The sequence below is a fragment of the Peptoniphilus pacaensis genome (genome assembly GCF_900088125.1).
Taxonomy (GTDB): Bacteria; Bacillota; Clostridia; order Tissierellales; family Peptoniphilaceae; genus Aedoeadaptatus; species Aedoeadaptatus pacaensis.
Genome location: NZ_FLQT01000003.1, coordinates 1,137,898 through 1,163,733, shown reverse-complemented (window position 1 = coordinate 1,163,733; position 25,836 = coordinate 1,137,898). Strand labels below are relative to the sequence as shown.

Annotated in this window: 27 protein-coding genes; 9 read left to right on the top strand and 18 right to left on the bottom strand. The window is 53.3% G+C overall.

From position 1 onward, the window contains the following. Positions 1-4 precede the first annotated feature (4 nt). Positions 5-1,431, top strand: a protein-coding gene (locus tag BN7444_RS09140) for an IS3 family transposase (RefSeq protein ID WP_417875541.1) whose coding sequence is annotated in 2 segments (ribosomal slippage) — positions 5-575 and positions 575-1,431 — 1,428 coding nt in all. Because the reading frame shifts where the segments join, the coding sequence is not laid out codon by codon here. 112 nt (positions 1,432-1,543) lie between these two features. Here the strand turns inward: BN7444_RS09140 and BN7444_RS05500 are convergent. The 14 genes from BN7444_RS05500 to gap all read right to left on the bottom strand — a co-directional run bounded on the left by BN7444_RS05500 (position 1,544) and on the right by gap (position 16,274). Beyond that, a complete protein-coding gene (locus BN7444_RS05500) occupies positions 1,544-2,953 on the bottom strand; it encodes a phospholipase D family protein (RefSeq protein ID WP_245654198.1) in 1,410 nt (469 codons plus the stop codon). A gap of 81 nt (positions 2,954-3,034) precedes the next feature. After that, complete coding sequence (locus BN7444_RS05495) at positions 3,035-3,829, bottom strand: ATP-binding cassette domain-containing protein (RefSeq protein WP_068456857.1); 795 nt, start codon at positions 3,827-3,829, stop codon at positions 3,035-3,037. Beyond that, a complete protein-coding gene (locus BN7444_RS05490) occupies positions 3,822-4,805 on the bottom strand; it encodes an ABC transporter ATP-binding protein (RefSeq protein ID WP_068456854.1) in 984 nt (327 codons plus the stop codon). Before BN7444_RS05490 ends, BN7444_RS05495 begins: the two co-directional genes overlap by 8 nt. Position 4,806: 1 nt before the next feature. Further along, on the bottom strand, positions 4,807-5,658 hold the full coding sequence (gene nikC, locus BN7444_RS05485) for a nickel transporter permease (RefSeq protein WP_068456850.1): 852 nt from the start codon (positions 5,656-5,658) through the stop codon (positions 4,807-4,809). A 9-nt stretch (positions 5,659-5,667) separates the two neighbouring features. Next, complete coding sequence (locus tag BN7444_RS05480; RefSeq protein WP_068456846.1) at positions 5,668-6,594, bottom strand: ABC transporter permease; 927 nt, start codon at positions 6,592-6,594, stop codon at positions 5,668-5,670. Between the two features lie 63 nt (positions 6,595-6,657). Further along, positions 6,658-8,184, bottom strand: coding sequence for an ABC transporter substrate-binding protein (locus BN7444_RS05475; RefSeq protein ID WP_068456842.1), 1,527 nt, complete (start codon positions 8,182-8,184; stop codon positions 6,658-6,660). A 96-nt stretch (positions 8,185-8,280) separates the two neighbouring features. Further along, positions 8,281-9,546 carry a UDP-N-acetylglucosamine 1-carboxyvinyltransferase gene (gene murA, locus BN7444_RS05470; RefSeq protein WP_068456840.1) on the bottom strand — a complete coding sequence of 422 codons (1,266 nt, stop codon included), beginning with the start codon at positions 9,544-9,546 and terminating at the stop codon, positions 8,281-8,283. Between the two features lie 141 nt (positions 9,547-9,687). Beyond that, positions 9,688-10,065 (bottom strand): lactoylglutathione lyase, encoded by a 378-nt coding sequence (gene gloA / locus BN7444_RS05465; RefSeq protein ID WP_068456837.1) that lies wholly within the window; start codon positions 10,063-10,065, stop codon positions 9,688-9,690. Next, positions 10,062-10,505, bottom strand: a complete 444-nt coding sequence (locus BN7444_RS05460) for a SixA phosphatase family protein (RefSeq protein ID WP_068456834.1) — start codon at positions 10,503-10,505, stop codon at positions 10,062-10,064. The genes gloA and BN7444_RS05460 overlap by 4 nt, the downstream gene beginning before the upstream one ends. Before the next feature lie 9 nt (positions 10,506-10,514). Further along, positions 10,515-11,792, bottom strand: a complete 1,278-nt coding sequence (gene eno, locus BN7444_RS05455) for a phosphopyruvate hydratase (RefSeq protein ID WP_068456831.1) — start codon at positions 11,790-11,792, stop codon at positions 10,515-10,517. Between the two features lie 9 nt (positions 11,793-11,801). Beyond that, positions 11,802-13,313, bottom strand: coding sequence for a 2,3-bisphosphoglycerate-independent phosphoglycerate mutase (gene gpmI / locus BN7444_RS05450; protein ID WP_068456827.1), 1,512 nt, complete (start codon positions 13,311-13,313; stop codon positions 11,802-11,804). Beyond that, positions 13,306-14,040: a triose-phosphate isomerase gene (tpiA, locus tag BN7444_RS05445; RefSeq protein ID WP_068456824.1), complete on the bottom strand. Its 735-nt coding sequence runs from the start codon at positions 14,038-14,040 to the stop codon at positions 13,306-13,308. The genes gpmI and tpiA overlap by 8 nt, the downstream gene beginning before the upstream one ends. A 1-nt stretch (position 14,041) precedes the next feature. Beyond that, a complete protein-coding gene (locus BN7444_RS05440; protein ID WP_068456820.1) occupies positions 14,042-15,220 on the bottom strand; it encodes a phosphoglycerate kinase in 1,179 nt (392 codons plus the stop codon). A 43-nt stretch (positions 15,221-15,263) separates the two neighbouring features. Next, on the bottom strand, positions 15,264-16,274 hold the full coding sequence (gap, locus tag BN7444_RS05435) for a type I glyceraldehyde-3-phosphate dehydrogenase (protein ID WP_068456817.1): 1,011 nt from the start codon (positions 16,272-16,274) through the stop codon (positions 15,264-15,266). A gap of 145 nt (positions 16,275-16,419) precedes the next feature. On the opposite strand from gap, the gene BN7444_RS05430 reads away from it, so the two are divergent. Then, a complete protein-coding gene (locus BN7444_RS05430; protein WP_082941286.1) occupies positions 16,420-16,953 on the top strand; it encodes a nucleoside/nucleotide kinase family protein in 534 nt (177 codons plus the stop codon). Between the two features lie 93 nt (positions 16,954-17,046). Continuing rightward, entirely contained in the window at positions 17,047-17,994 is a 948-nt protein-coding gene (locus tag BN7444_RS05425) for a DMT family transporter (protein ID WP_245654197.1), read from the top strand. Positions 17,995-18,052: 58 nt separating this feature from the next. Here the strand turns inward: BN7444_RS05425 and BN7444_RS05420 are convergent, their stop codons facing one another. The 4 genes from BN7444_RS05420 to BN7444_RS05405 all read right to left on the bottom strand — a co-directional run bounded on the left by BN7444_RS05420 (position 18,053) and on the right by BN7444_RS05405 (position 21,653). Continuing rightward, complete coding sequence (locus tag BN7444_RS05420; protein ID WP_068456811.1) at positions 18,053-18,871, bottom strand: copper amine oxidase N-terminal domain-containing protein; 819 nt, start codon at positions 18,869-18,871, stop codon at positions 18,053-18,055. Between the two features lie 92 nt (positions 18,872-18,963). After that, positions 18,964-20,583 carry a hydroxylamine reductase gene (gene hcp / locus BN7444_RS05415; RefSeq protein WP_068456808.1) on the bottom strand — a complete coding sequence of 540 codons (1,620 nt, stop codon included), beginning with the start codon at positions 20,581-20,583 and terminating at the stop codon, positions 18,964-18,966. Between the two features lie 94 nt (positions 20,584-20,677). Then, a complete protein-coding gene (locus BN7444_RS05410) occupies positions 20,678-21,331 on the bottom strand; it encodes a Crp/Fnr family transcriptional regulator (protein WP_068456805.1) in 654 nt (217 codons plus the stop codon). Next, a complete protein-coding gene (locus tag BN7444_RS05405; protein ID WP_068456802.1) occupies positions 21,321-21,653 on the bottom strand; it encodes a hypothetical protein in 333 nt (110 codons plus the stop codon). Before BN7444_RS05405 ends, BN7444_RS05410 begins: the two co-directional genes overlap by 11 nt. Before the next feature lie 204 nt (positions 21,654-21,857). On the opposite strand from BN7444_RS05405, the gene BN7444_RS05400 reads away from it, so the two are divergent. From BN7444_RS05400 to BN7444_RS05375, 6 genes are read left to right on the top strand one after another with little or no spacing between them, the layout of a single operon-like run. Next, complete coding sequence (locus BN7444_RS05400; protein ID WP_068456799.1) at positions 21,858-22,541, top strand: hypothetical protein; 684 nt, start codon at positions 21,858-21,860, stop codon at positions 22,539-22,541. A 12-nt stretch (positions 22,542-22,553) separates the two neighbouring features. Beyond that, entirely contained in the window at positions 22,554-22,775 is a 222-nt protein-coding gene (locus BN7444_RS05395) for a 4Fe-4S dicluster domain-containing protein (protein ID WP_068456797.1), read from the top strand. A gap of 12 nt (positions 22,776-22,787) precedes the next feature. Then, a complete protein-coding gene (locus tag BN7444_RS05390; RefSeq protein ID WP_068456795.1) occupies positions 22,788-23,846 on the top strand; it encodes a 3-methyl-2-oxobutanoate dehydrogenase subunit VorB in 1,059 nt (352 codons plus the stop codon). 1 nt (position 23,847) lies between these two features. Next, entirely contained in the window at positions 23,848-24,594 is a 747-nt protein-coding gene (locus BN7444_RS05385) for a thiamine pyrophosphate-dependent enzyme (RefSeq protein WP_068456792.1), read from the top strand. After that, a complete protein-coding gene (locus BN7444_RS05380; RefSeq protein ID WP_068456789.1) occupies positions 24,594-25,151 on the top strand; it encodes a 2-oxoacid:acceptor oxidoreductase family protein in 558 nt (185 codons plus the stop codon). Before BN7444_RS05385 ends, BN7444_RS05380 begins: the two co-directional genes overlap by 1 nt. Next, positions 25,141-25,635 (top strand): ferritin-like domain-containing protein, encoded by a 495-nt coding sequence (locus BN7444_RS05375; protein ID WP_068456786.1) that lies wholly within the window; start codon positions 25,141-25,143, stop codon positions 25,633-25,635. Before BN7444_RS05380 ends, BN7444_RS05375 begins: the two co-directional genes overlap by 11 nt. Positions 25,636-25,836 lie beyond the last annotated feature (201 nt).

The window sequence follows — 25,836 nt, the reverse complement described above, 5'->3', positions numbered from 1 at the left end:
TTTAATGGCAAAATACAGTTATGAATTAAAAAGGAAAATCGTCGAAGAATACCTGTTCGGAGAGTCAAGCTATCCCATCTTAGAAGATAAATATCAAATTGATGAATCACTGATCAGACGTTGGGTCAATAATTACAAACAATTTGGCGATGAAGGGTTAATGCGCTCTAGAAATAAACGTGAGTACAGTGTAGAGTTTAAGTTAGAAGCCATTACACGTTACGAAACGAGCGAATGCAGTTACCAACAATTGGCCCTTGAACTTGGTTTGACGAATCCGTCCATGATCGCCAAATGGCACAGTCAGTATCGAAAGGAGGGCATGGAGGGGCTGCGAACACATAAGCGAGGGAGACCTGTGACGAAGAAAGACGCCTGCAATCAACCACCGAAGTCTGCAACTAAGAAGGAGCCTCTTGATGCATCCTCGCGTGAGGCATTGGAAAACCGCATCAAAGAATTAGAGGCGGAGAACCGGAAACTCACCATTCAAAAGCTATACCTGGAGGAGCTAAGGAGTTTGGTGAGGGAAGAAAAAATGAGAAAAAGGCGAGGATCGTCGCCAAACTCCGAGAACAATTCCAACTAACAGAGATACTCGCTGCCATCAACTTTCCCAAATCCACCTTTATGTATTGGCAGAAAAAGTGGAGCGAAGAAGACAAAGACCAAGCGTTAAAAGACGAGATCCTCGCCATTCGGCGCGAACACAAAGACTACGGCTACCGCCGGATCCATCTGGAGCTGAAGAACCGGGGTTGGGCGGTAAACAAAAAGAAAGTTCAACGACTGGTTCAAGACATGGGCCTTCAAGTCCGTGCCTATGGCAGGAAATACAAGAAGTACAACTCTTACAAAGGCGTCGTCGGTAAGATCAAGAAGAATCGAATCAATCGACGCTTCAACACCTGTATCCCCTACCAAAAAATTACCACCGACACTACAGAATTCAAATACTACGTCGAAGATAAAGCGGGGAAACTTCAAACAAAGAAACTCTACCTCGATCCATACATGGACATGTACAATCTGGAAATCATTAGCTACGTCCTATCCGATCAGCCCAACGGCGTCACCATGCTACGAGGCTTAGAAAAAGCCATCGAACGAACCAACACCTGTCCCTATCGCCGCACCTTCCACTCCGATCGCGGTTGGGGCTACCAAATGACCGCCTATCAAGCCATGTTAGAAGAACACCACATCTTTCAAAGCATGTCGAGAAAAGGTAACTGCTACGACAACGCACCCATGGAAAACTTCTTCAGTGTACTGAAAAGAGAAATCTACGACGGTTACGTCTACCGAAGCCGGCAGAAACTTGTGCGGGCGATCGAAGACTTTATCCACTACTATAACAACGACCGAATCAAAGAAAAATTAGGAGGGCTAAGTCCAAAGCAATACCGTGAACGAATGAAAACCGCTTAGAAAATAAGTTATGTAAAACAAAATCGAGCAAGCGAAATGCTTACTCGATTAAGTCCAACTTTATGGGGTCACTCTACAGTTTTGTCTCCGATTTTTTATTGCCTCCAACTTTTTACCAAGTGCAAAGGCCCGTGACTTCCTGGAATTTCCATAGGGGGCGAATGAGCACTCGCTCGTCTTTATATTCTTCAAAGGGCAAGGTGTACTCCCCGTCTTCGTTGGCCCAAATGCGACGGAAGTAATTTTCCACGGCCACGTGGGTCGGGGAATTTCTCTCCATCTCCATGGCCACGTCCGTTTCCAAATTATAGTTGTCTAAATTTCTGCGGGTGAAATTGCCGCTACCTAAAATCGCGAGAGGCTTCCGATCCTTGAAATCGAAATAAGCCATCTTCGTGTGGAATTGCTCGCCCTGTGTGTTGTACCAGCGGATCTGTATGCTCGGTGTCTTTTCCTTCAGCTCGCTCAGTGCCGGCCGATTGGGGGCGCCGTTTTTCTCCAGACCGAAGGCGTCTTTGTTTAAGTCGGCGACGATTTTTATATCTACGCCCCGATTGGCCGACGCCTCCAGATCCTTTAAAATGCGAAACTCCGACAGGTAGAAGATGCCGATGTGAATCTGATCGCCCTTCTCGCTCTTGTTGATGTTCTCGGATAAGGCGTCGTAGATCTTTCCCTCGGTGATGACCTTCAGCCGATCCGTGGAGTCCACATCGGGAGACTTGAAGGCCTTTACCGACGGAGGAAGCTCTTTAAAGAAGATGCTTTCCGAGCGGATCAAATCCTCCATGGCCTTGCCGCGAAAAACCGCGGCCACATTGGAGTGATAGGCGCTGGGGTCGTGGGGATTGGCCGATGCCACCATGGCTTCATTCTCCGACACCACCACTTTGCGGTGATTGCCCTTGAAATTAAGGAGCTTCAGCACGGAGCGCACCGTCACCTTCTCGCCCTCTTTGGCAAAAAAGTTTCTGATGCGGCCGTTCCCCGACGTGCCCAACCACTGAATGTAGGCGCGGTAAATGCCGGAGAACAGGGGGTTGGAATCCCTCATGCGGTTTAAGTCCGTGACCACCACTTCGATGCCGGCGTCTCTCAATCTTTTTATATTGGCCTCCTCGTAGGCGCCGTAAAAATTATTGATGGGATCCGTAACGAAGAGAATGGGCATGGCGGGATTTTCTCTCTTCTTTTCGATTAAGAGATCCGTCATGTCCGCCACCTGTTTGAGACAGCCCACGTCCTTATCGTAGGTGGCGTTAAAGAGAAAGAAGTCCACCATGAGAAATTCCTTCGCATCGCGAATGATGTCCATCTCCCGATCGAAAATCTTCTGCTCGTGGATTTTTTCCCCGTCCTTTACATAGCTCAGGTCGTAAATAAATTCCGCCTCCGCCGGCGCGAACTCGCCCGCCACGTTGGTTCCCTCGGGATTTTTTGTCGCGAGGCTGTAGACCGTGGGAATCAACCACATAATCAGGAGAATCCACAGGGCGGCTTTTTTTCTCGATAGCTTCTTCAATAGGCCCCTCCTTTTTTATTATTATAACAAAAATGCACCGAGCCTCGCCGAAACAGTTTTTCGACAAGTCGGTGCATTCATTTATTTGCAGTGAGGATCCAATGGCGGCACCGCCGAGAGGAGCTTCTTCGTGTAATCGTCTCGGGGATTTTCCATAATGCTGTCCCGGTCGTTGATCTCCACCAGCTTGCCACGGTACATGACGCCGATGCGATCGGAAATATGTTCCTCCACGGCGATGTCGTGGGAGATGAAGAGATAACTCAGGTTTCGCTCCTCTTGCAGCTCTTCCAAGAGATTGATGATCTGGGCCTGAATGGACACGTCCAGTGCCGAGGTGGGCTCGTCGGCCAAAATCAAGGTAGGCTCCACCACCAGGGCGCGAGCCACGCCGATGCGCTGCCGCTGGCCCCCGGAAAATTCGTGGGGATAGCGACCGAAGTGGGTCTTGGACAAACCGCAGAGGCTCAAGGTCTCGCGAGCCTTCTCGCGAATGTTCTCGCCCCCTAAATTCACCAGGGGCTCCATGACGATTTCCTCGGCGGTCATTTGGGGGTTCAGAGAGCTGTAGGGATCCTGAAAAATCATCTGCACGTCCCGGCGAATGACCTTCAGCTCTTTATCGTCGGCCTTTAACACGTCCCGGCCCTTGTAGAGGATTTCACCCTCAGCATCGGGATAGAGGCCCAAGATGCAGCGGGCCAAAGTGGATTTGCCGCTGCCGCTTTCGCCGACGATGCCCAGGGTTTCCTTTTCGCCTAAAGTAAAGGACACGTCGTCCACGGCGGTGAACATCTTTCCCTCTTTCGAAAAGAGGGATTTTTTCCCCACGGGAAATTTTTTTACTACGTGATTTAATGTCAACAGATCAGCCACAGCACGCCTCCCCTTCGTAGAGGAAACAGGCGACGCATTGACCCGGTCGATGTTCCCTCAGCTCCGGCACTTCTTTGCCGCAAATAGCCATGCGCTTGTCGCAGCGGGAATAAAAGGGGCAGTGCCCTTCCATTTCCGACGGCGGCGGCACATTGCCGGGAATATTGTAGAGTTTTTCGCCGCGGTTTTCCAGTGTGGGCCGCGCCCGCAAAAGCCCCATGGTGTAGGGGTGCAGGGGGCGGTCGAAAATCGTGCACACGTCGGATTTTTCCATAACCCTGCCGCCGTACATAACCACCACATCGTCGGCCATTTGGGCCACCACGCCGAGGTCGTGGGTGATGAGCATAATGGCCGTGCCCATTTCCCGCTGCAGGTTTTCCATAAGCTCCAGCACTTCTTTTTGAATGGTCACGTCCAGTGCCGTGGTGGGCTCGTCGGCGATTAAAAGCTTAGGGGAAGAGGCCAATGCCATGGCGATCATCACCCGCTGGCGCTGGCCGCCGGAGAGCTCGTGGGGATAGGCGCGGGCTTTGTTTGCCGCATCCTTAATCTCCACCATCTCAAGCATTTCCACGGCCTTCTTCTTCGCCTCGGCCTTGGAAAGGCCCATGATGCGGCGGTAGACCTCCTCGATTTGGAAGCCGATCTTCAGCGCCGGGTTCAAACTGGTCATGGGCTCTTGAAAGATCATGGCCAGGTCTCGACTGCGAAGCATGCGCCGCTCTTCTTTTTCCATGTTTAAAATACTTTCGCCCTTATAGAGGATGTCGCCCTCGTCGATTTTTCCGTAAGGCTTGGGCAAAAGGCCCATAAGGGACAGGGCCGTGACGCTTTTTCCGCTGCCGCTTTCCCCCACCACGGCGGTGGTGGAGCCTTCCTCGATGGAAAAATTCACGCCGTTGACGGCATGGACCGGGCCGGCGTCGGTGTAAAAGGTGGTATGCAGGCCGTTAAATTCAATTAGCTTCGACATATTAACCCCTTTGCGTTGCATCCAGGGCGTCTCTCAACCCGTCGCCGAAAAGATTTAATGAAAAAATCGTCAGGGCGATGGCGAGACCCGGGAAGATGGTCATGTGCGGATAGTCTTGAATGTAGCTTCTGCCTTGGGAGAGCATGCCGCCCCATTCCGGCGTCGGCGGTTGCACGCCGAGACCGATAAAGCTCAGGCTCGCCGCCTGCAAAATGGATGTGCCCACGCCTAATGTGGCTTGGACGATAATGGGGCCCAGGCAGTTGGGCAGAATGTGGCGAAAGATCAGACGGAAGTTGGATGCGCCGCCGATCTTTGCCGCTTCCACATACTCCTGCTCCTTTACGGATAGGACGCTGGCCCGCACGATGCGGGCGTAGTTGGTGATCCCGGAAAGGGATACGGCCAAAATCAAATTGCGAATCCCCGTGCCCAAGACCGCGGAAATGGCGATGGCCAAGATCAAGGACGGTATGGAGAGGATAATATCCACGAGGCGCATCAGCGCATTGTCCACGCCGCCGCCGAAAAAGCCCGCCACGGCGCCGATGATGGTGCCGAAGATCACGGAAAGGATGGTGGCGAGGAAGCCGATGAAAAGAGAGATCCGCGCCCCGTAAACCACATTGGAAAAAATATCCCGGCCGAAATTATCCGTGCCGAAAAAATGCTCGCCGGAGGGAGATTGAAAGCGCATGGCCAAATTTTGCTCCGAGGGCACTTGCGTGGCGATAAGGGGCGCAAAAATTGCCACGATAATCATGACGGCAATAATGGCGAAGCCCAGTACCGCCATTTTGTTTTTCTTAAACAGGCGAAGGAGGTCATAGAAACGAGATTGTTTTGAAATCATAGGGCCTCCTTATTGGTATTGGCTGCGCACGCGGGGATCCAAAAAGCCGTAGAGAATGTCCACGATGAGATTGAGCACGCAGTAGGAAAGAGAGATCAAGAGCACCGCCCCCAGGATCATGGGATAGTCCATGGCGGAAATACTTTGCACCATGTGGCGGCCGATGCCGGGAATGGAGAAGATGGTTTCCGTCAGGACGCTGCCGCCGATTAAAGAGCCGGTGAGAAGACCGGCGCTGGTGAGTACGGGAATCATGGCGTTTTTCAAGGCGTGAACGAAGAGGATGTAGCCCTCCTTCAGCCCCTTGGAGCGGGCCGTGCGAATGTAGTCCTTGCTTAAAACCTCCAGCATGGATGAGCGGGTTTGCCGCATAATCACCGCCATGGACTGAAAGCCCAAGGCGAAGCCCGGCAAGATCAAGTGCTTAAAGGAGCGCAGCCCCGAGGAGGGGAGCCAGCCCAGCTTCACGGAAAACAAGAGGATAAACAACATCCCCGACCAGAAGATGGGCATGGACAAACCGATCATGCCGAAGAACATGGATATCTTATCGATCCAGCTGTATTTATACACGGCGCTTAAGACGCCGAAGATAATACCGAAGATGACGGCTACGGCCAGGGAAAAGAGGGTGAGCTTCACCGTGGCGGGAAAGTATTCCTTCAGCGTGTCCCCCACGTCGGCGCCGGAAATATAGCTCTTGCCCAAATCGCCGTGGAGGGCGCCCTTCATGTAGCGGCCGTATTGCACGATAAAGGGATCGTTCAGGCCCAGTTTTTCCCGGTAAGCCTCGATGGCCTCGGGCGGCGCCTGTTGCCCTAATTTCGCCACCGCCGCGTCGCCGGGGGTCAGGTACAGGAGCCCGAAGATAATGAAACTGACGCCCAACATGGTGGGCACCATGAGTAAGAGTCGTCGAAGAATAAATTTGCTCATGCGCTCCTCTTTCCATACACCTTATGTAATAAAGACTCCCGAAGGAGCCTTTATCGTCGTGGTTTATTCAAACGTAATGTGGTAAAACTCGTTGCTGCCACAGGGGTCGGGCTCGAAGTTTTTAATATACTTTTGCGTGCCGATAATTTGCTCGCCGTAGAGAGCGAAGATGGCCGGATGTTCCTTGATGACCAGCTCTTGTGCCTCTTTGTAAATAGCCGCCCGTTCTTCTTCCGATGCTCGGAGGCCCTTTTCGATTAAAGCGTCGAGCTCGGGATTGCCGTAGAACATAAAGTTCGGGCCCACGCCCTTCTTATCCGTGGCGTAGGTGGCGTAGAGCGGATAGTGGGGATCCACGATGGAAGGCGACCAGCTCATAATAAACATATCGTGTTCGTGGTCGGGCTTGCCCAATGCGGACATATAGGCGTTCCATTCCATGGCGTTGATCTTGACGTTTAAGCCCACTTCGGCCAATTGCGATTGAATAATCGTGGCCATGTCCTTCCGGTCTTGTTGGTCGTGAACGTAGAGATTGATGGTTTCCCCTTCCTTGACCCCGGCTTCTTTTAAGAGAGCCTTGGCCTTTTCCATGTCGCGCTTTTCGGGCTTGACGGAATCGGAAATGGAGAAGGGAATGTTCGGGTTCACGGGTCCCGTGGCGATCTTGCCGTGGCCCATGTAGACGGCGTCGATAATGGCCTGCATGTCCAAAGCGTAAGTCATGGCTTCTCTGGCCTTGGGATTTTGGAAAATGCCCTTGTCCACGGTGAGACCGATAAAGTGAACGGAGTTGTCCAGCTTCGTGTAGAGGGTTAAATCCTCGTTGGATTCCACCTTGGAGGCGTCGTTAGGCGCAACTTCCATGGCGATGTCCGCCTGACCGCTGTCCAATTCGATGACGCGGTTGGCATCTTCCGGAATAATGCGGAAGACCATTTTCGTAAAGGCGGGCTTTTCGCCCCAGTAATTTTCGTTAAAGCTCAAAGCCGTGTTGTCCAGCTTCTTCCATTCGTCCAGCTTAAAGGGGCCGGTGCCCACGGGATTGGTGCCCAAGGCTTCCGGATCTTTTTCCGTGGTGGTCTTGTCCACCATGGATGCTGCCGGGTGAGCCAGTGCCGCCGTAAAGGTGGCATCCGGTGCCTTCAGTTTAAATTTAATCACGTGGGGATCCGAGGTGTCGTAGCTGTTGGGATCGATTTGTCCGAAGATATAGCCGTAAGCGTCGGATTGAGCCACGCGGTTTAAGGTATAGGCCACGTCTTCCGAGGTAAAGTCTTCGCCGTTGGAAAACTTCACGCCCTCCTTCAGCTTGATGACGTAACTCACGTCGTCGGGCTGCTCGATGGATTCCGCCAGGCGGTTTTCCATGGTGCCGTCGGGCTTACGAACCACCAGGGGATCGTAGATTTGCTTAATTATATTTTCGGCGTAAATACTGTTTTGAATGGTCGGATCCATGGACTCGGCATCGGATGCTTGGGCGATGACCAAGGTGTCCTTATCCTTGGCGTCGGCTTTTTCTCCGCCGCCGCAGGCCGTGAGCAACATGGTCATGGCCAGGACCACTGCCACAAATTTCTTCTTCATATGCGATCACTTCCCTTTCATTTTGGGTTTCTTCGTACTGTGCTCGTTAGAATAGAGTATACCCGAAGGAAACGGCTTGAAATCACCGAATCGCCATTACGCCTCTTCGCTTTCCACGCGGGAGATGACGGCGCCTAAATTTCTGAATTTTTCTTCGATGTCTTCGTAGCCGCGATCGATGTGGTAGATGTCGTGGATATGGGTCTTTCCTTCCGCCACGAGGCCCACGAGGATCAGGGCGGCGCCGGCACGCAGGTCGCTGGCGTGAACATGGGCGCCCTTTAAGTGCTTGGGCCCGATGACCACGGCACTTCTGCCGTCGATCTTAATGTCGGCCCCCATTTTTTCAAATTCGTCCACGTGCATAAAGCGGTTTTCAAACACCGTCTCGATGGCCACATTGCTGCCTTTGCACTGGGTCATATAGGCCATAAACTGAGCCTGCATATCCGTGGGAAAGCCCGGATAGGGCAAGGTCTTAATATCGATGGCCTCTGGAATGGCCCGGCCGATAACCCGGACGTTTTCTCCCTCTTCGATAATTTCCACGCCGGATTCTTTCAGCTTGGCGATCACCGGCTTAATGTGATTGGTAATGACATTTTCCACCAAGACGTCGCCGCCGGTAATGGCCGCCGCCACCATAAAGGTCCCCGCTTCGATGCGGTCGGGAATAATGGCGTGGCGGGCGCCGCCTAAGCGCTCCACGCCGACGATGCGAATGGTGGATGTGCCGGCGCCGGTAACCTTGGCGCCGAGCTTTCTGAGGAAATTGGACAGATCCACGATCTCCGGCTCCTTGGCCGCATTGTCGATGACCGTCTCTCCTTCGGCAAGCACCGCCGCCATCATAATATTTTCCGTGGCGCCGACGGAGGGGAAGTCGAGATAAATCTTATCCCCTACAAGCTTGTCGCAGGAAGCCGTAATATTTCCGATGTCTTCTTGAATCTCCGCACCTAATGCGCGGAAGCCCTTTAAGTGGTAGTCGATGGGTCTGGCGCCGATGGAACAGCCCCCGGGAAGGGAGTTTTCCGTCTTGCCCAGGCGGGCGAGTAAGGGTCCCATGACGAGAAAGGATGCCCGCATTTTATTCATTAATTCAAAAGGCGTCTTGTATTCCGACAGGCCCGCTGAATTGATCTTCAGCTTGCCCTTGCCCAGGACTTCCACTTCGCTGCCCAGGGCTTGAAGCACCTGGCACATAATGTGTACGTCTTGAAGCTCGGGCACTTCTTCCAAATAAATATCTTCCGTTCCCAAAAGACAGGCCGCTAATATAGGCAGAGCCGCATTTTTCGCTCCGCTGATGCGCACGCGACCCTTGAGGGCCGGGCTTTTTTCCACGACGATTTTTTCCAAAAAAATTCTCCCCTTACATCTGCTGATTTATTTATAGGATTGGATCCTTTGCATACAAATAGAACGCCTAGAGACAAACTCCTGGCGTTCTTATTGTACCATATTTACGCGGCTCGCAACCTATGGTTTACAGCTTTTGTTTTAAATCCCCCGACGAATGACTTCGGTCTTGTAACCGTCGGGATCCGTGACGAAAAAGTAGCGGGGCGCTTCGCCGGGCAGGCCCATGAGATCGGTGACGTTAAAACCTTCCGCCTTCATGCGGGCGTGATCCGCCTCCAAGTCGTCGCTTTCTACGGCCACGTGGCCGTAGCCGTCGCCGATGTTATAAGCGCCGTGACCGATATTGTAGGTGAGCTCCAGCTCCGCCTTGTCCCCTTCCAGAGCCAAATACACCAGCTTAAAGCCGTCGGCGGAGTGATCTTTTTCCCGAGTCACCTTGTAGCCCAGAGCCTTTTCGTAGAAGGCGATGGAGGCTTCCAAATCCTTCACGCGAATACAGGTGTGGGCGTAATTCACGATCTTACCCTTTCTATTTTGTCCACGTAGACACCTTTGTCCACGATGGGATCGTATTCGATCTTGTGGAGGCTCGCCTTGCGCACCGCCACCACCTCGCCGGTAATCTCTTCGATGGTGTAACCCAAAGAAGGTTGATGGGCGATAAATAAAATGGGCTCGTCGGTAATATAGGTCTTCATATTGCGCCAGCGGGTGGCGTCTTTGTAGCTGACGATTTTCACGTCGTGTACGCCTAATTTTTCCGCCATGACTTCTGCCGTTTGCGCGGCGCGCTTATATCCCGAAGCGATGATTTTTTGAGGCAGGGGCCATTCCCGTCTCAGAAAAGCTTCCGCCGTGTCTTCCGCCTGGAAGATCCCCTCTTGGGTTAAGGCGCGCTCTTCGTCGCGAGAAGCCATGTCTTCCGCCTTGCCGTGTCGCATTAAATATAAAATCATAATGTCCTCTTATCTAAACAGATCTTTTCCCTCGTAGCGGGCGAGATCGCCCAATTCATCTTCGATGCGAAGGAGTTGATTGTACTTGGCGACGCGGTCGGTTCTCGCCGGCGCGCCGGTTTTAATTTGTCCCGTGTTCAATGCCACGGCCAAATCGGCGATGGTGGCATCTTCCGTTTCGCCGCTGCGGTGGCTGATCACCGCCGTCATAGACGCTCTGTGGGCCATGTTCACGGTATCGATGGTTTCGCTCAGGCTGCCGATTTGATTCAGCTTGATCAAAATGGAATTGCCCACGCCCTCTTCGATGCCTCTCTTCAGGCGCTTCACATTGGTGACGAATAAATCGTCGCCCACCAACTGAAGCTTGTCGCCTAAGCGGTCGGTAAGCATCTTCCAGCCTTCCCAGTCGTCTTCGTCCAGGCCGTCTTCGATGCTCTTAATGGGGAAGCGAGCGGCCAAGTCTTCGTACCAAGCCACCATGTCTTCCGCCGAGTATTCCTTACCTTCGCCCTTTAAAACGTAAATGTTTTTGTCAGCGTCGTACATTTCCGATGCGGCCACATCCAGTGCAAAGACGATGTCTTCCCCGGGCGTGAGACCCGCTTCTTTCACCGCTTCCACGATGAGTTCCAAGGCTTCCTCGTTGCTCTTTAAGTCGGGAGCGAAGCCGCCTTCGTCGCCGACGCCGGTGGAAAGGCCCTTGGACTTAATGACCTTTTTCAGGTGGTGGTACACTTCGGCGCCCATGCGCAGGCCTTCTTTAAAGCTTTCCGCGCCTACGGGCATAATCATAAACTCTTGAATGTCCACATTGTTATCGGCGTGTTCCCCGCCGTTTAAAATATTCATCATGGGCACGGGCAAGGTGCGCGCGCCGACGCCGCCGATGTATTGATACAGAGGCAGGCCCTGCTCGTCAGCGGCGGCCTTGGCCGCGGCGAGGGATACGCCTAAGATGGCATTGGCGCCGAGCTTCGACTTATTTTCCGTGCCGTCCAGCTCCAGAAGAGCCTCGTCGATGCCCAGCTGATCCAAGACGTCGTAGTCGAGAATTTCCGGGGCGATGATTTCGTTGACATGAACCACGGCATCTTCCACGCCTTTTCCTAAGTAGCGGCTGCCGCCGTCGCGCAATTCCACGGCTTCGTAGGCGCCGGTGCTTGCCCCGGAGGGGACGATGGCCCGGCCGAAACCGCCGGCCGCCGTATAGACTTCCACTTCCACCGTGGGATTGCCGCGGCTGTCTAAGACCTCGCGACCATAAACTTCAATAATGCTGCTCATAATTGCTCCTTATTTCCATAAACTGCGGCCGGTCATGGCCTCGGGTTGTTCGATTGCTAATACGTCTAACATGGTGGGGGCGATATCGGCGAGAACGCCGTCTTCGAGTTCTCTCTCAAAGCCCACGGGAATGAGGAAGACGGGATTGGTGGTGTGGGAGGTGACGGGACTTCCCTCCTCGTCCTTCATCACGTCGCAATTGCCGTGATCCGCCGTAATCAGCGCCCGGCCGCCCTTTTTCGAAAGGGCCGCCAGCACCGATGCCAAGGACTTATCCACGGTCTCTACCGCCTCGATTGCGGCCTCTAAATTCCCGGTGTGGCCGACCATGTCGGGATTGGCATAATTTACAATATACACATCCGCCAGCTCTTTTTCAATGGCATTGATCAAATGTCTGCCCACGAGCTCCGCCCGCATGGCCGGCTCCAAATCGTAGGTGGCCACCTTCGGCGAGGGCACCAAAATCCGGTACTCTTCCTCGAAGGGCGTTTCCCTGCCCCCGTTGAAAAAGAAAGTGACGTGGGCGTATTTTTCCGTCTCGGCGATGCGCAGCTGCTTGAGGCCGCGGCGGGAAATAATTTCGCCGAAGGTGTCTTTAATCTCTTCCTTGGGATAGATGATGTGGGTGTTGGGAATGGTGTCGTCGTAGTCAATCATGGTGACCACGTGCATATGGGGATAAATTTTTCGCTCGAAATGATCGAAGGCGGGATCGGCAAATGTGCGCACGATCTCCCGCGCTCGGTCGGGGCGGAAATTGTAGAAGAGGAACACGTCCCCGTCTTTCATGCGGCCCACGGCCTTGCCATCTCTCTCGAGATAAGAGGGCTCGAAAAATTCGTCGGTATTGTCCGCTCCGTAAGACAGGGCGAAAACCTCGTCGGGATCGGTATAGGCTCTGCCCACGCCCCCCGTAAAGAGGTCGTAGGCCTTTTCCACCCGCTCCCAGCGGTTGTCCCTGTCCATGGCGTAGTAGCGACCCACGATGCTCACCACTTCGCCTGCGCCCCATTCATCGAGCTTGGCCTGAAGCTTTTGAATCTCTTCACGGCCCGCCGTGGGCGCCACGTCTCTTCCGTCTAAAATGGCGTGGATGTAAATTTTTTCCACGCCCCTGGCCTTGGCCAGCTGAACCAAGGCGTAAAGGTGATCTCTGTGGGAGTGGACGCCGCCGTCGGAGACCAGGCCCACCAAGTGGAGGGCCGAGCCCTCGGCCTTGTCAAAAGCTTCCTGCAGGACTGCGTTTTTCGCCAGGGTGCCGTCTTTCGCATCTTTCGTAATGCGGGTGAGCTCCTGATAGACGATGCGGCCGGCGCCGATGTTCGTATGGCCCACTTCGGAATTGCCCATTTGTCCCTCGGGCAGCCCCACGGCTTCGCCGGATGCCTGAAGCACGCCGTAGCCCAGTTCCATGAGGCGGTCGAGGCAGGGCGTCTTTGCCATGTAAAAGGCGTTGTTCGGTCCCGCCTCGGCGAGACCCAGCCCGTCTAATATGGCCAAAAGCAATGGCTTAGGCATAGGATGCCTCCCGCACGATGGCCTTAAACTCCTCGGCCTTTAGGCTGGCGCCGCCGACGAGGACGCCGTCGATGTTTTCCTTGGACACGAAGCCCGCCACATTGGAAGACTTCACGCTTCCGCCGTAGAGAATCCGCACCTTGTCTTGAATCGCAGGATCCAAGGAGACCCTCACCTCGCCGATGACCGAATCGGCATCGGCGGCATCGGCGGTCTTTCCCGTGCCGATGGCCCAAATGGGCTCGTAGGCCAAGGTGATTTTATCCAAATCCTCAATGCCTTCGAGGGAAGCCTTCACTTGTTGCTTTAAAAAATCCACGCGTTCGCCGGAGCCGTAAACCGCTTCGCTTTCGCCGAAGCAGATAATGGGCAGAAGGCCCGCTTCCATGGCGCGGGAGGCTTTCTTCGCCACGGTCTTATCATCTTCGCCGCGGCCGCGACATTCGCTGTGGCCCACGATGACGTAGTCGACGGAAAGATCCTCAAGCATTTCCGCCGCCACTTCCCCGGTGTGGGCGCCGTAGTTGTCTTCGGACACATTTTGTGCCCCGAGAAAAACATCGGTATCTGCAAAGATGCGGCCCACCCGATCCAAATGGGTAAAGGGCGGAGCCACGAGGACGTCCACCTTCGCTGCATCCACGTCGTGAAGGGCCTTTGCCAAAGCTTCCCCTTCGGCCACGGTGGTATTCATTTTCCAGTTGCCCGCAATTAACAGTCGTCTCATCTTACACCTCTTCCATGACGGCGATGGCGGGAAGGATTTTTCCTTCCAGAAATTCCAAGCTGGCGCCGCCGCCGGAGGAAATGTGGCTCATCTTATCTTCCAACCCGGCCTGCTTAATGGCCGCCGCGGAATCGCCGCCGCCGATGACCACTTCCGCATCTAAATCTCCCAAAATTTTTGCCAGAGCTACGGTTCCCTTGTCGAAGGGCGCCGTTTCAAAGACGCCGGCCGGTCCGTTCCAAACCACGGACTTGGCATCCTTCAAGCCCTCGGCGTAGGCCTTCACCGTCTCTTCGCCGATGTCCAGAGCCATTTCGTCCGCTTTAATTCCGTCGAGAGATGTGGTGCGTGCCGTCTTCGGTTGGTCGATACCCTTGGCGACCACCAAGTCCACGGGCAGATGCAGGGCCACGCCCTTTGATTCGGCCTTGACCATGAGTTCCTTGGCGTGATCCACTTCGTCGGCTTCCACCAAAGAAGCGCCCATGTCGTAGCCCTTGGCCAACAAAAAGGTGTTGGCCATGGCGCCGACGATAAAGATGCCGTCTACCACATTCATTAAATTGTCGATGACGGAAATTTTGTCGCTGACCTTTGCCCCGCCTAAGATGGCCATAAAGGGCCGCTCGGGTTTCTTAATTAAATCGGAAAGCACTTGCACTTCCTTGCCCATTAAAAAGCCCAGGGCCGAAGGTAAATGCTTCACGATGCCCACATTGGATGCGTGGGCGCGGTGGGCGGTGCCGAATGCGTCGTTGACGTAGCACTCGGCGAGGGATGCGAGATCCGCCGCAAAACCGTCGTCGTTTTTCTTTTCTTCATTTCTGAAGCGCAGGTTTTCCAAAAGACCCATGTCGCCGGGTTCCATCTCCCGGACCATGCGGCGCACATTGTCGTCCACGACCGCACCGGAAAACATGGGGGCGATCTTGTGATTCAACACTTTTTCCGCCGCCTCCCGCACCGGCTCCATGGAAAAAGCTTCGTCGTAGCTGCCCTTGGGGCGGCCACGGTGGCTCATTAAGATCACCGATGCGCCTTTCTCCAGCAAATAATCGATGGTGGGCTTGGCCGCTTCGATGCGGGTCACGTCGGTGACCTTGCCGTCTTTCACGGGCACGTTAAAATCCACCCGCACCAACACGCGCTTGCCTTGAACGTCCATATCTTTTAAGTTCATAATTCCTCCAAAAAAATCGAGCCCCTAAAGAGCTCGACTTCTATTACATCTTCTCTGCAACTAATTTTGCCAGGTCGATGACTCTTTGGCTATAACCCCATTCATTGTCGTACCATGCAAACAGCTTCACGAAATTGCCGTGCGCCAAGGTCAGGGAAGCATCGAAAATCGACGCGTGATCGTTGGCGATAATGTCGGAGGAGACGATGGGCTCTTCCGTGTATTCCAAAACGCCCTTCATGGGACCTTCGGCGGCTTTTTTCACGGCGGCGTTAATTTCTTCCACGGTGGCGGGTTTTTTCAGTTCGAAAACCATATCCGTAATGGAACCCGTGGGTACGGGCACGCGAAGAGCATGGCCGTCCAGCTTGCCTGCCAGTTCCGGCAAGACTTGGGCCACGGCCTTGGCGGCGCCGGTAGATGTGGGAATGATGTTTTCCGCCGCTGCACGGGCTCTGCGCCAGTCTTTTTTGTGCTTCGTGTCGTGAATCTTTTGGTCATTGGTATAGGCGTGAACCGTGGTCATCATGCCCTTTTCAATGCCGAAGGTATCGAGTATAATCTTTGTCACCGGCGCCATGCAGTTCGTGGTGCAGGATGCGTTGGACAGGAAGTGGTGTTTGTCGTTGTCGTAAAGATCGTCGTTGACACCCATGACGATGGTAATGTCTTCGCCCTTGGTCGGCGCCGAAACGATGACCTTCTTTGCACCGGCCTTAAAGTGTTTTTCCGCGCCGTCGCGGTCCTTAAAAGCACCGGTGGTGTCGATGACGATGTCCACCTTGTTTTCTTCCCAGGGAATGTTTTCGGGATCCCGTTCGTCGGAAATAACGATGTCCTTGCCGTCAATATTAAAGCCCTTGTCCGTGACCTTCACGGTTCCGGGATAAGCGCGATAAATGGTGTCGTGGCGGAACAGGTGAGCCATGAGCTCCCAGTCACCGCTGGCATTTAATTGCACCAACTCAAAGGGCAAGTCGCCTCTCAAGCAAATGCCGCGAATTACGTCGCGGCCGATGCGGCCAAACCCGTTAACGCCTACACGAATAGTCATTGTATCCTCCTTGTAGTCCAATGTAATCTGTTTAAATGATACCCGGCGGAGAAATTTCTTACCGCCGTCACCATAAAAATCCATCTGCTTTATCATATCAGAAACTGCCTCTCAATGCGATAAGCAATAGAAAAAGAAAGGAAAAATGATGCTCTTCGTCCTCCAAGGTCCTTCCGGATCGGGAAAAACCACTCAGGCCGCTCACTTAGCTCGGGAAAAACAGTTTGAAAAAATCATTACCGCTACCACCCGCGCCCCTCGCATGGGCGAAGTCCACGGGAAGGACTATTATTTCCTCGACGATGATACCTACGACGAGAAATTGAAAAAAGGCGATCTCCTGGCCCCCACCTCCATTCACGGCGCCCGCTACGGCATTCCCAAGGCGGATCTGCTTTCCGTCATTCGAAGCAAGGACCGCCACGCCCTGGTGATCCTGGACGACAAGGGGGCGCGGGAATTAAAAGCCATGGGCGCCTTCGTCATCGGCCTGCGCTTAGACGAGTCCACTCGCCATGCCCGCCTCCTGAAGCGAAAGGACGAGGGCCGCTTCACGCGGGAGCATTTCCGCATTACTTGCGACGCCACCGTCGACGCCTCTCAATCGGAGGACGCGGTTTACCACGCCCTTTCGGCGGCGGTGGAAAAGGCCCTCGCCGAAAACGCCTGTGATTTTTAATCTTTCACAAAAATTTTCATCGCTCCATTGAAATTTTCCCCCCCCGCCCCCCGCCGCTCCATTCATTTTTTGATAGAATAAACGGGAGGTGACATGATGAATTACTTATACGTCTTCGCAGCTGCATTTCTGTTTTCGTCCATGGAAGTCGCCATTAAATTTACCGGCGGCGCATTTAATCCCGTTCAACTGAACTTTATCCGCTTCCTCGTGGCGGGGCTTTTGCTCTATCCCATCAGTCGGCGGGAGCTGTCCAAACTTACATATACCTTGGCGAAGAAGGACTATCTCCACTTCGCCTTCACGGGCTTTCTGTGCATCGTCGTCTCCATGACCTTCTACACCTTGTCCGTCTCCTTCCTGGACGCCCACGTGGCCGGGGTGCTCTTTTGCGCCAACACCTTTTTCTCCATGCTTCTGGCCCACTTCTTTACGGAAGAAAAAATGAATCGGCCCATGCTTTTCGCCGTGTGCCTGGCCTTCGTGGGCTTTATCGTCCTCATCAACCCCCTGCACTTTCAGGGCTCCCTTCCCGGCGTCGTCATCGTCCTGATCTCCGCCCTGTCCTTTTCCTTCTACGCCCTGGTGGGAAAAATCCTCTACAAAGACGCCCCCTTTAAGGCGGCCACCATTACCTCCCGCTCCTTCCTCTTCGGCGTGGCGGAACTATTCGTCCTGATCTTAATTTCCCGCACGGCCCCCGTCTCAGGCGCCTTAAAAGCCGCCGGCCTCGACGTCTTTGCCAACATCCCCATTCTTCATGGGATTCAGGCGGACAACATTCTGATCCTGCTCTACATCTCCGTCTTCGTCACGGGGCTGGGCTTCGCCAGCCACCTCTTCGCTGTGGAAACCAATCCCGTAGCCGTGTCCTCCCTGGTCTTTTTCGTCAAGCCCGTCCTCTCCCCCATCATGGCCGCCCTCTTTCTCGGCGACACCATTTACAAAAACGAAATCGTCGGCATCCTTCTCATCGCCGTCGCTTCCGGCCTGATCCTTTCGGAGCAACACCGGCGTGAACAGAAAAAAGCCGCGGCATAAAACCTTATCTCCACGAAAAAAGACGGCGTCACAACAGACGTCGTCTTTTCTAATGGGCTTATTTCGTAATTTGAACCGTGGACAGAATTTCCGGCAATTCTTTCCGCGCGTCATTGTAGGCCTTTTGTAATTCCTTGTTTTCCAAACTGGTTTGCACGTCGGAGGCGCAGATAAAGATCAGGTACTTGTTTCCGATCCGCCCCACGACGTAAGAGGGAATGTCGCCTTCCGGTTTGTCGGCGATGTCGAAGCAGCCCAACCAGCCAATGGCTTCGTCGGCGGCGTGGTTTTTCTTTTCGTACAGGCTCTTTCTCAAAAAGCCGCTATCCATTTTTTCTTCTTTATACAGGAACATGTCTTTCTTGTCTTCGGGAATGGTGACGGTGACGTTTTTATAGACCTGAACTTTTTCGCCTTTCGCTTCTTTGCCGATTTCCATGTCGCCGAAAAGGGCTACCCGATTTTTTTCGTCCCATTGAACCTTCACGCCCAGGGCTTCCGAAACGAAGCGCATGGGAAGATAGGTGCGGTCTTTGGAAATACGGGGCACGGTGTCCATGGCCTTTTTCGCGCCGTTGACCGTGTAGGCTTTCTTGCCGATGGTCATGACCACATTCTTGTCGCCTTTCGTCAAAGTGACTTGGCGCTTCTCTGCGTTCCAGTCCACTTTGCCGCCCAGGCCTTCGGTGACCACGCGCACAGGCAGGCTGATGCGGTCGTTCTTCACTTCCACGCCGGTAAAGCCGTCGAACATGGAGGCTTGCACGCCCTTAATGTAGACGTCGATGGGGTATTCGTCGTCGTCATCCGGAGCGTTGGCAAAGGCCAAGGTGGGAATAAAGCACAGGGCGAGCAAAATAAGTAAGAGTTTCTTCAATTTCAATCTCCTTTCTAAAAATCGTTTACAGGATTATTATACCCCCCCCATTTTAAAATCAACGACAAAAGACGCGGTCTCCCGCGCCTTTTTTATGCCAAAATTAAGTTTTGAATGTCTTCTTCCACGGTGCCGTTGGGAGCGATGTTGAAGTTTTCCACCAGCACCTTTACCACATTGTCGCTTAAGAAGGCGGGAAGGGTGGGGCCCAGGTGAATATTTTTCACGCCCAGGGACAGAAGGGCCAAGAGGACGATGACGGCCTTTTGTTCGTACCAGGCGATGTTGTAGACGATGGGCAGCTCGTTGATATCGTTTAAGCCGAAAATTTCCTGCAGCTTCATGGCGATGACGGCTAGGGAGTAGGAGTCGTTGCATTGGCCGGCGTCCAAGACCCGGGGAATGCCGCCGATGTCGCCCATGTGCAGTTTGTTGTAGCGATACTTGGCACAACCCGCCGTTAAAATCACCGTGTCGTCGGGCAGGGCTTTGGCAAATTCTTCGTAATAATTGCGGTCACTTTGCCGTCCGTCGCAGCCGCCCATGACCACGAATTTTTTAATGGCGCCGCTCTTCACCGCATCCACGACCTTATCCGCCAGAGCAAAGACTTGATTGTGGGCGAAGCCGCCGACGAGGGTGCCTTCTTCGATTTTTTCCGGCGCCTCGCAGCCCTTGGCCTGTTCGATAAGGGCGGAAAAATCTTTGTGGCCCCTTTCGTCTTCTTCGATGAATTTCGCGCCCGGATAGCTTGCCACGCCGGTGGTGTAGAGGCGGTCCAGATAGCTGTCATCTTTCGGGGGCACGATGCAATTGGTGGTCATCAGGATGGGGCCGTTGAAAGAGGCGAATTCTTCTTTTTGATGCCACCAGCTGCCGCCGTAATTGCCCACGAAGTGATCGTATTTCTTAAATGCGGGATAGTAATTGGCGGGAAGCATTTCCGAGTGGGTGTAGACGTCCACGCCGGTGCCGGCTGTTTGCTCGAGGAGCTCTTCCATGTCCTTCAGGTCGTGGCCGGAAATTAAAATCCCGGGATTGTTTCGCGGCTCGAGGGACACTTCCGTCATTTCCGGATGGCCGAATTTCGTCGTGTTGGCTTCATCTAAAAGGGCCATGGCCTTGACGCCGTGCTCCCCGGTCTTTAAAGTGAGGGCCACGAGCTCGTCCACAGACAAACTGTCGTCGGTGATCTTTTCCAAAGCTTCGGCAATAAAGGCGTGGACCTCGTCGTCTCTAAAGCCCAACACATTGGCGTGGCGCGTGTAGGCGGCGGTGCCCTTTAAGCCGTAGGTAATGAGCTCTCTCAGGGAGCGAATGTCCTCGTCCTTCGTGGCGAGGACGCCGATAGCATCGGCCTTTGCCGCTTCCGTAAGCCCTTCACGCACGTCGAAGGCGGCTTCGGCGGGCAGATCATTCATGCCCTCTGCCAATTCCTTTTTCATGTCCAAGGTCTTTACGATGTAATCCTCCACCGTTTTCGCATTGAAGTTCGCATTGGTAATGGTGGTGAAGAGATTATCCGCGATGCGGTCTTGTACGGCGATTTTTTTATCGCCTAAATCTCCCTTGCGATTGGCCACTTGGGCCAGGCCCTTGGTCGTGTAGATCAGTAAATCTTGCAGATCCGCCACGTCCTTGGTCTTTCCGCAAACCCCTTTGATCGTGCAGCCCTTGTTGCCGGCGGTTTCCTGACATTGATAACAAAACATCTGTTGCCTCCTTCTATATTCTTGTTCTGACTTAGTTCAAGGATATACGAGAGCAAAAAAAATGTACGTAACCTTTGTTACGCACAGTTGAAAATTAATAGAAAAGGGATTCCAATTTTTCCGGATCGAAGGACAGCTGCCTGCCATTCAGATCGATATAGCCCTCCCGGTGCATCTTCATCAGCTCGCGAGACAGAGAGGGCCGGGGCACGGCCAAATAATCGGCGAGCTCTTCCCGATTCATCAGCATCATCGGCTCGCCTTCGGGATTTTTAAAGAGGAAGTGGCGGGCGATCTTTTTTCGGATGCTTCCCGCCGAGAGGATGAGCATCTTTTGATTGAGAAAATAGGCTTTATTCGCCAGCACCTGAAGCATATTCTGCGCCAGGCGCTGTGCCAAGGCGCCGCCTGCGGGATCAAAGGCTTCCCTCGGCACAAAGAGCAGACGGCTGTCTTGCACGGCGCGGCAGGCAAAGTCGTAGGGCCTGTTTTCCAAAAACAGATACACCTCCCCGAAAACCGTGTCGGGCTTGTCGAAACGATTCACCATTTGCCGCTTTCCCGATCCGTCGTTTTTTTCCACTTCCACCATGCCCTCGAAAAGAATATAAAGCCCCTTCGCCTCGTCTTCTTCCCGGAATATATACTCCCCGGCCGCCACATCCCCTTCCCGGGCGCCCAGCTTCTGTAAATAAGCATCCAGGGCCTCCTCATCGACGCCGCGAAAAAGATTGCTCCTATCGGCCACGCTTCTCACCTCGCCTCAGATCACGCAGACGGTAGCTCGTGGTGTGCACCGCCCGGGAAATATCCGCTCCTGTGAAGAAGCGCCGCCGTGAAGACAGGCGGGCCCGTTGCACGCGCCGTGCCAAATACATGGGCCGGCGGCGACGGGAAAGGGAGCGCAAAAAGACGCCGGCGGCTGCGGCTGCGGTCTTTTTTCCCAACAGGGGCAAGACTTGCTCCGACTGCCTGCGTTGAAAACGGCGCACGGCTTCTTCCACTTCCATGGATTTTTTAAAGCCTTTGCTTTTTTCCAAAAGATAACGTTCATTTGCTTTTTCTCTCATAAGGCCCTCCTGAAATTATTCTTACTATAAAAATAACCGAAAACGTCACATCTTAAACCGAAAACCGCAAATTGAGATGTAATTTGCTTAATTTTGGCGACGCCTTTCAGTCTTATCTTGAATATGGTATATTGTCTTTAGCAGAAAACGTTAACCATGACGTCGACGTTTTTTCGCTGCGATTCTTTAAGAAAGGAAGAAATTATGGATTGGAAGAAGCATCACAGGATTCTCATCATTACCGGCCACTTCGGCAGCGGTAAGACGGAAATGTCCATTAACTTGGGCCTTCAGCTTCGTGAGGAAAACGAAGAGGTGACCATTGTGGATTTAGATATTATCAATACCTATTTCCGCATCAGAGACAAGGACGATCTCTTAAATCAAAAGGGGATCCACACCCTCTCCACCGCCGTCAAGGCTCGTGCCGTGGATATTCCCGCCCTAGATCCGGCCATCGACGCGGCCCTTTTGCACTCGAAGGGGCGGATCATCGTCGATGTCGGCGGCAATCCTTCCGGTGCTCGCGCCCTCGCCCGCTACCGCCCCACTTTGGAGGAAACGGGCTACGAGCAGATCTTTGTCATCAATTCCAATCGCCCCGAAACCAAAACCCCTGAGCAGGTCATCAAATTTATGGAAGACACTCAGGCCACCAGCGGAACGCAAATCACCGGTTTGTTTAACACCGCCCACTTTTTAAAGGACACCACGGCAGACGACGTGGTGGAAGGTTTAAAATTGGCGGAAGCGGTAAGCGATCAAACGGGCTTGCCTCTGTTGGGCACGGTTTGTAAACGGGACTTGGTCGACGAGGTCAAGGCGCGGACGAACGATCTGTATATTCTTCCCATCGATCTGTATTTCAGAGATCAATGGATGCTATAAGGAGGAAAACCAATGGCAAAAGGAAAAGTCACTTTCGATCAAGAGTACTGCAAGGGTTGCTCCCTTTGCGTCTCTGTCTGTCCCAAGGACGTGTTGGCTTTAAAAACCGATGAATTAAATCCGAAGGGCTACAGACCTGCCTATGCAAAAAATCCGGATGACTGCATCGCATGTGCATCGTGCGCCATCATCTGCCCCGACTCTGTCATCAGCGTCTACCGCATCGAAGAGTGAAAGGAGTCTCACATGTCTGAAAAAATTCTTATCAAAGGTAACGAAGCTGTCGGCGCTGCATTGATCGCCGCCGGTTGCAAAACCTATTTCGGATACCCCATTACGCCTCAATCCGAAGTTCCCGAGTACTTAGCAAGAGAACTGCCGAAAATCGGCGGAACTTTCCTTCAAGCCGAATCGGAAGTCGCTGCAATTAACATGATCTACGGCTCTGCCGGCACCGGCACCCGCGTCGCCACCAGCTCCTCTTCCCCCGGTGTTTCCCTTATGCAAGAAGGCATCAGCTACATCGCCGCTTGCGAACTGCCCTGCATGATCATCAACATGATGCGCGGCGGTCCGGGCCTCGGCTCCATTCAACCGTCGCAAACGGACTATTTCCAATCCACACGGGGCGGCGGAAACGGCGACTATCGCACCCTCACCCTGGCACCGGCCTCCATCCAAGAAATGGTCGACCTGATCCACTTGGGCTTCGACCTGGCCGATCAATACCGCACCCCCGTCATTATGTGCGGCGACGGCATGCTGGGCCAAATGATGGAACCCATCCAATTTAAAGAACACGAAGAAAAAACCTACGACCGCTCCGACTGGGCAGCCACCGGCACCCAAGGCAAGCGCGAACCCCACATCATCAACTCCCTCTTCCTCTCGCCCGACGAATTGGAAGCACACAATAAAAAACTCATAGCAAAATACAAAGCCATTACCGAAAACGAAAAACGCGCCGAAGTCGTCGACGTGGAAGATGCCGACATCGTCTTTACCGCATTCGGTACCACCAGCCGTATTTGTAAATCCGCCGGCGAATTATTAAAAGCCGAAGGATACAAAGTCGGCTACGTTCGCCCCATTACCCTGTGGCCCTTCCCCGACATGGCCTACGACAAAATCAACGATAAGTGCAAAGTCATCTTAGACGTGGAATTGAACCATGGGCAAATGGTGGAAGACGTCCGTCTCGCCGTCCTCGGAAGAATTCCCGTTGAATTCTACGGACGCCAAGGCGGTATGATCCCCACGGCTGAAGAACTCAGAGACGTGGCATTAAAGTTATTGGAGGCGTAAAATGGAAAAACTTATCTACACGAAAAGTAAAGCATTAACCGATGTTCCTACCCACTACTGCCCCGGCTGTACCCACGGCGTCATTCACAAACTCGTGGCCGAATGCTTGGAAGAATTAGGCCTTACCGGCAACACCATCGGCGTCGCCCCCGTCGGCTGTGCCGTACTCGCATACAAATACTTTAACTGCGATATGTACGAAGCTGCCCACGGACGTGCACCGGCCGTCGCTACCGGCATCAAACGCTCCACACCGGACAAATTCGTCTTCACCTACCAAGGCGACGGCGACTTGGCATCCATCGGTTCCGGCGAAGTCGTACAAGCGGCCCACCGCGGCGAAAAAATTTCCACCATCTTCGTTAACAACGCTATTTACGGCATGACCGGCGGTCAAATGGCCCCGACTACTTTGATCGGCCAAAAGACCACCACATCGCCCTTGGGCCGTCAAGTCGACTGGTCCGGACGCCCCATCCGCATCGCCGAAATGCTCGCCACCATCGACGGCGCAAAATTCGTCGAACGGGTTGCCGTCAACACGCCGGCCAACATTCGCAAAGCGAAAAAAGCCATCAAACGCTGCTTCGAAATCCAATTGGAAGGCAAAGGCTACGGCATCGTCGAAGTTCTTTCCGCCTGCCCCACCAACTGGGGATATCCGCCGACAGAAGCATTGAAATGGTTAGAAGAAAACATGATTCCCTACTATCCTTTGGGAAATTTGCGTAACGGGGAGGATCTATAATGGCTACTAACAGAGTAATCGTATCCGGCTTCGGCGGCCAAGGCGTTATGGGCATCGGCCAACTGCTGACCTATGCCGGCATGTTCGACGATAAACACGTATCCTGGTTGCCCTCCTACGGCCCCGCCATGCGCGGTGGCGCCGCCAACTGCTCCGTCATCATTTCCGACGAACCCATCGGCGCACCGAACATCTCCACCGCCGATGCAGCCATCGTCATGAACGAACCCTCGCTGGACAAATTCGAATCCTACGTCGCACCGGGCGGCCACATCTTCATTAACAGCTCCCTGGTCAACAAAGACACGAGCAGAAAAGACATCACGTCCCACCACCTGCCCGTCAACGACCTCACCGCAGAATACGGCAACCCCAGAGTCCTGAACATGATCATGATCGGCGCATTTAACACCGTCCTCAATATGGTCAGCCAACAAGCTTTGGAAAAAGCCGTCGACAAGCTCTACGGCAAAAAAGGTGAAAAAGTCACGAAAATGAACCTAGACGCCCTGAAATTCGGCGAAGAAAAGATGAAGGAGATCCTCAATGCGAAATGAAGTTGAAATCCTAAGACAAGCCATGCTCAACGAAGTGGAAGGCGCTGAATTTTACAAACTGTCCGCAGACAAATTCGCTCCCTCCTCCACGAAAGACGCCCTCTTAGACCTGGCGCGTCAAGAAGAAGACCACATCGAATATTTAAAGAGCCTTTCCGAAAAGCTCATCGACGACTCCAGAAGCATTAACTTCGATCCCGAAACCTTAAAAGAAGAAGTACCCTCCCCGGGCATCTTCAAATGGGACAAAGTCGACGAAGACATGGTTCGTTTGGCCGTCACCGTCTTCTCCGTAGGTTTGAACATGGAAAAAGATTCCGTGAAATTCTACACCGAAGCCAAAGACAAAGTCGAAAGCGCCGAATCCAAAAAGCTCTTCGATATCTTGGCTAAATGGGAAGAAAGCCACGTGGAAACCCTGCAAAAACAATACGACATCTACCAACAAGAATGGTGGAACATGCAAAACTTTGAACCCTTCTAGAGAGAAGAGAACGACAAAAAGAGCCCGCTTCGGCGGGCTTTTTCTGTTGCGCTTTGTTTCCATTTAAGGAAAAATCCCCCCTGTACATTTACGTAAACGACCCCGTATAAACGGCGGCGAATTTTCGTGGTACAATACATATAAGACCGGCCGTTCATGTATTGAACGCAAACCGAAGTGAAAAAACAAATGAGAGATGAA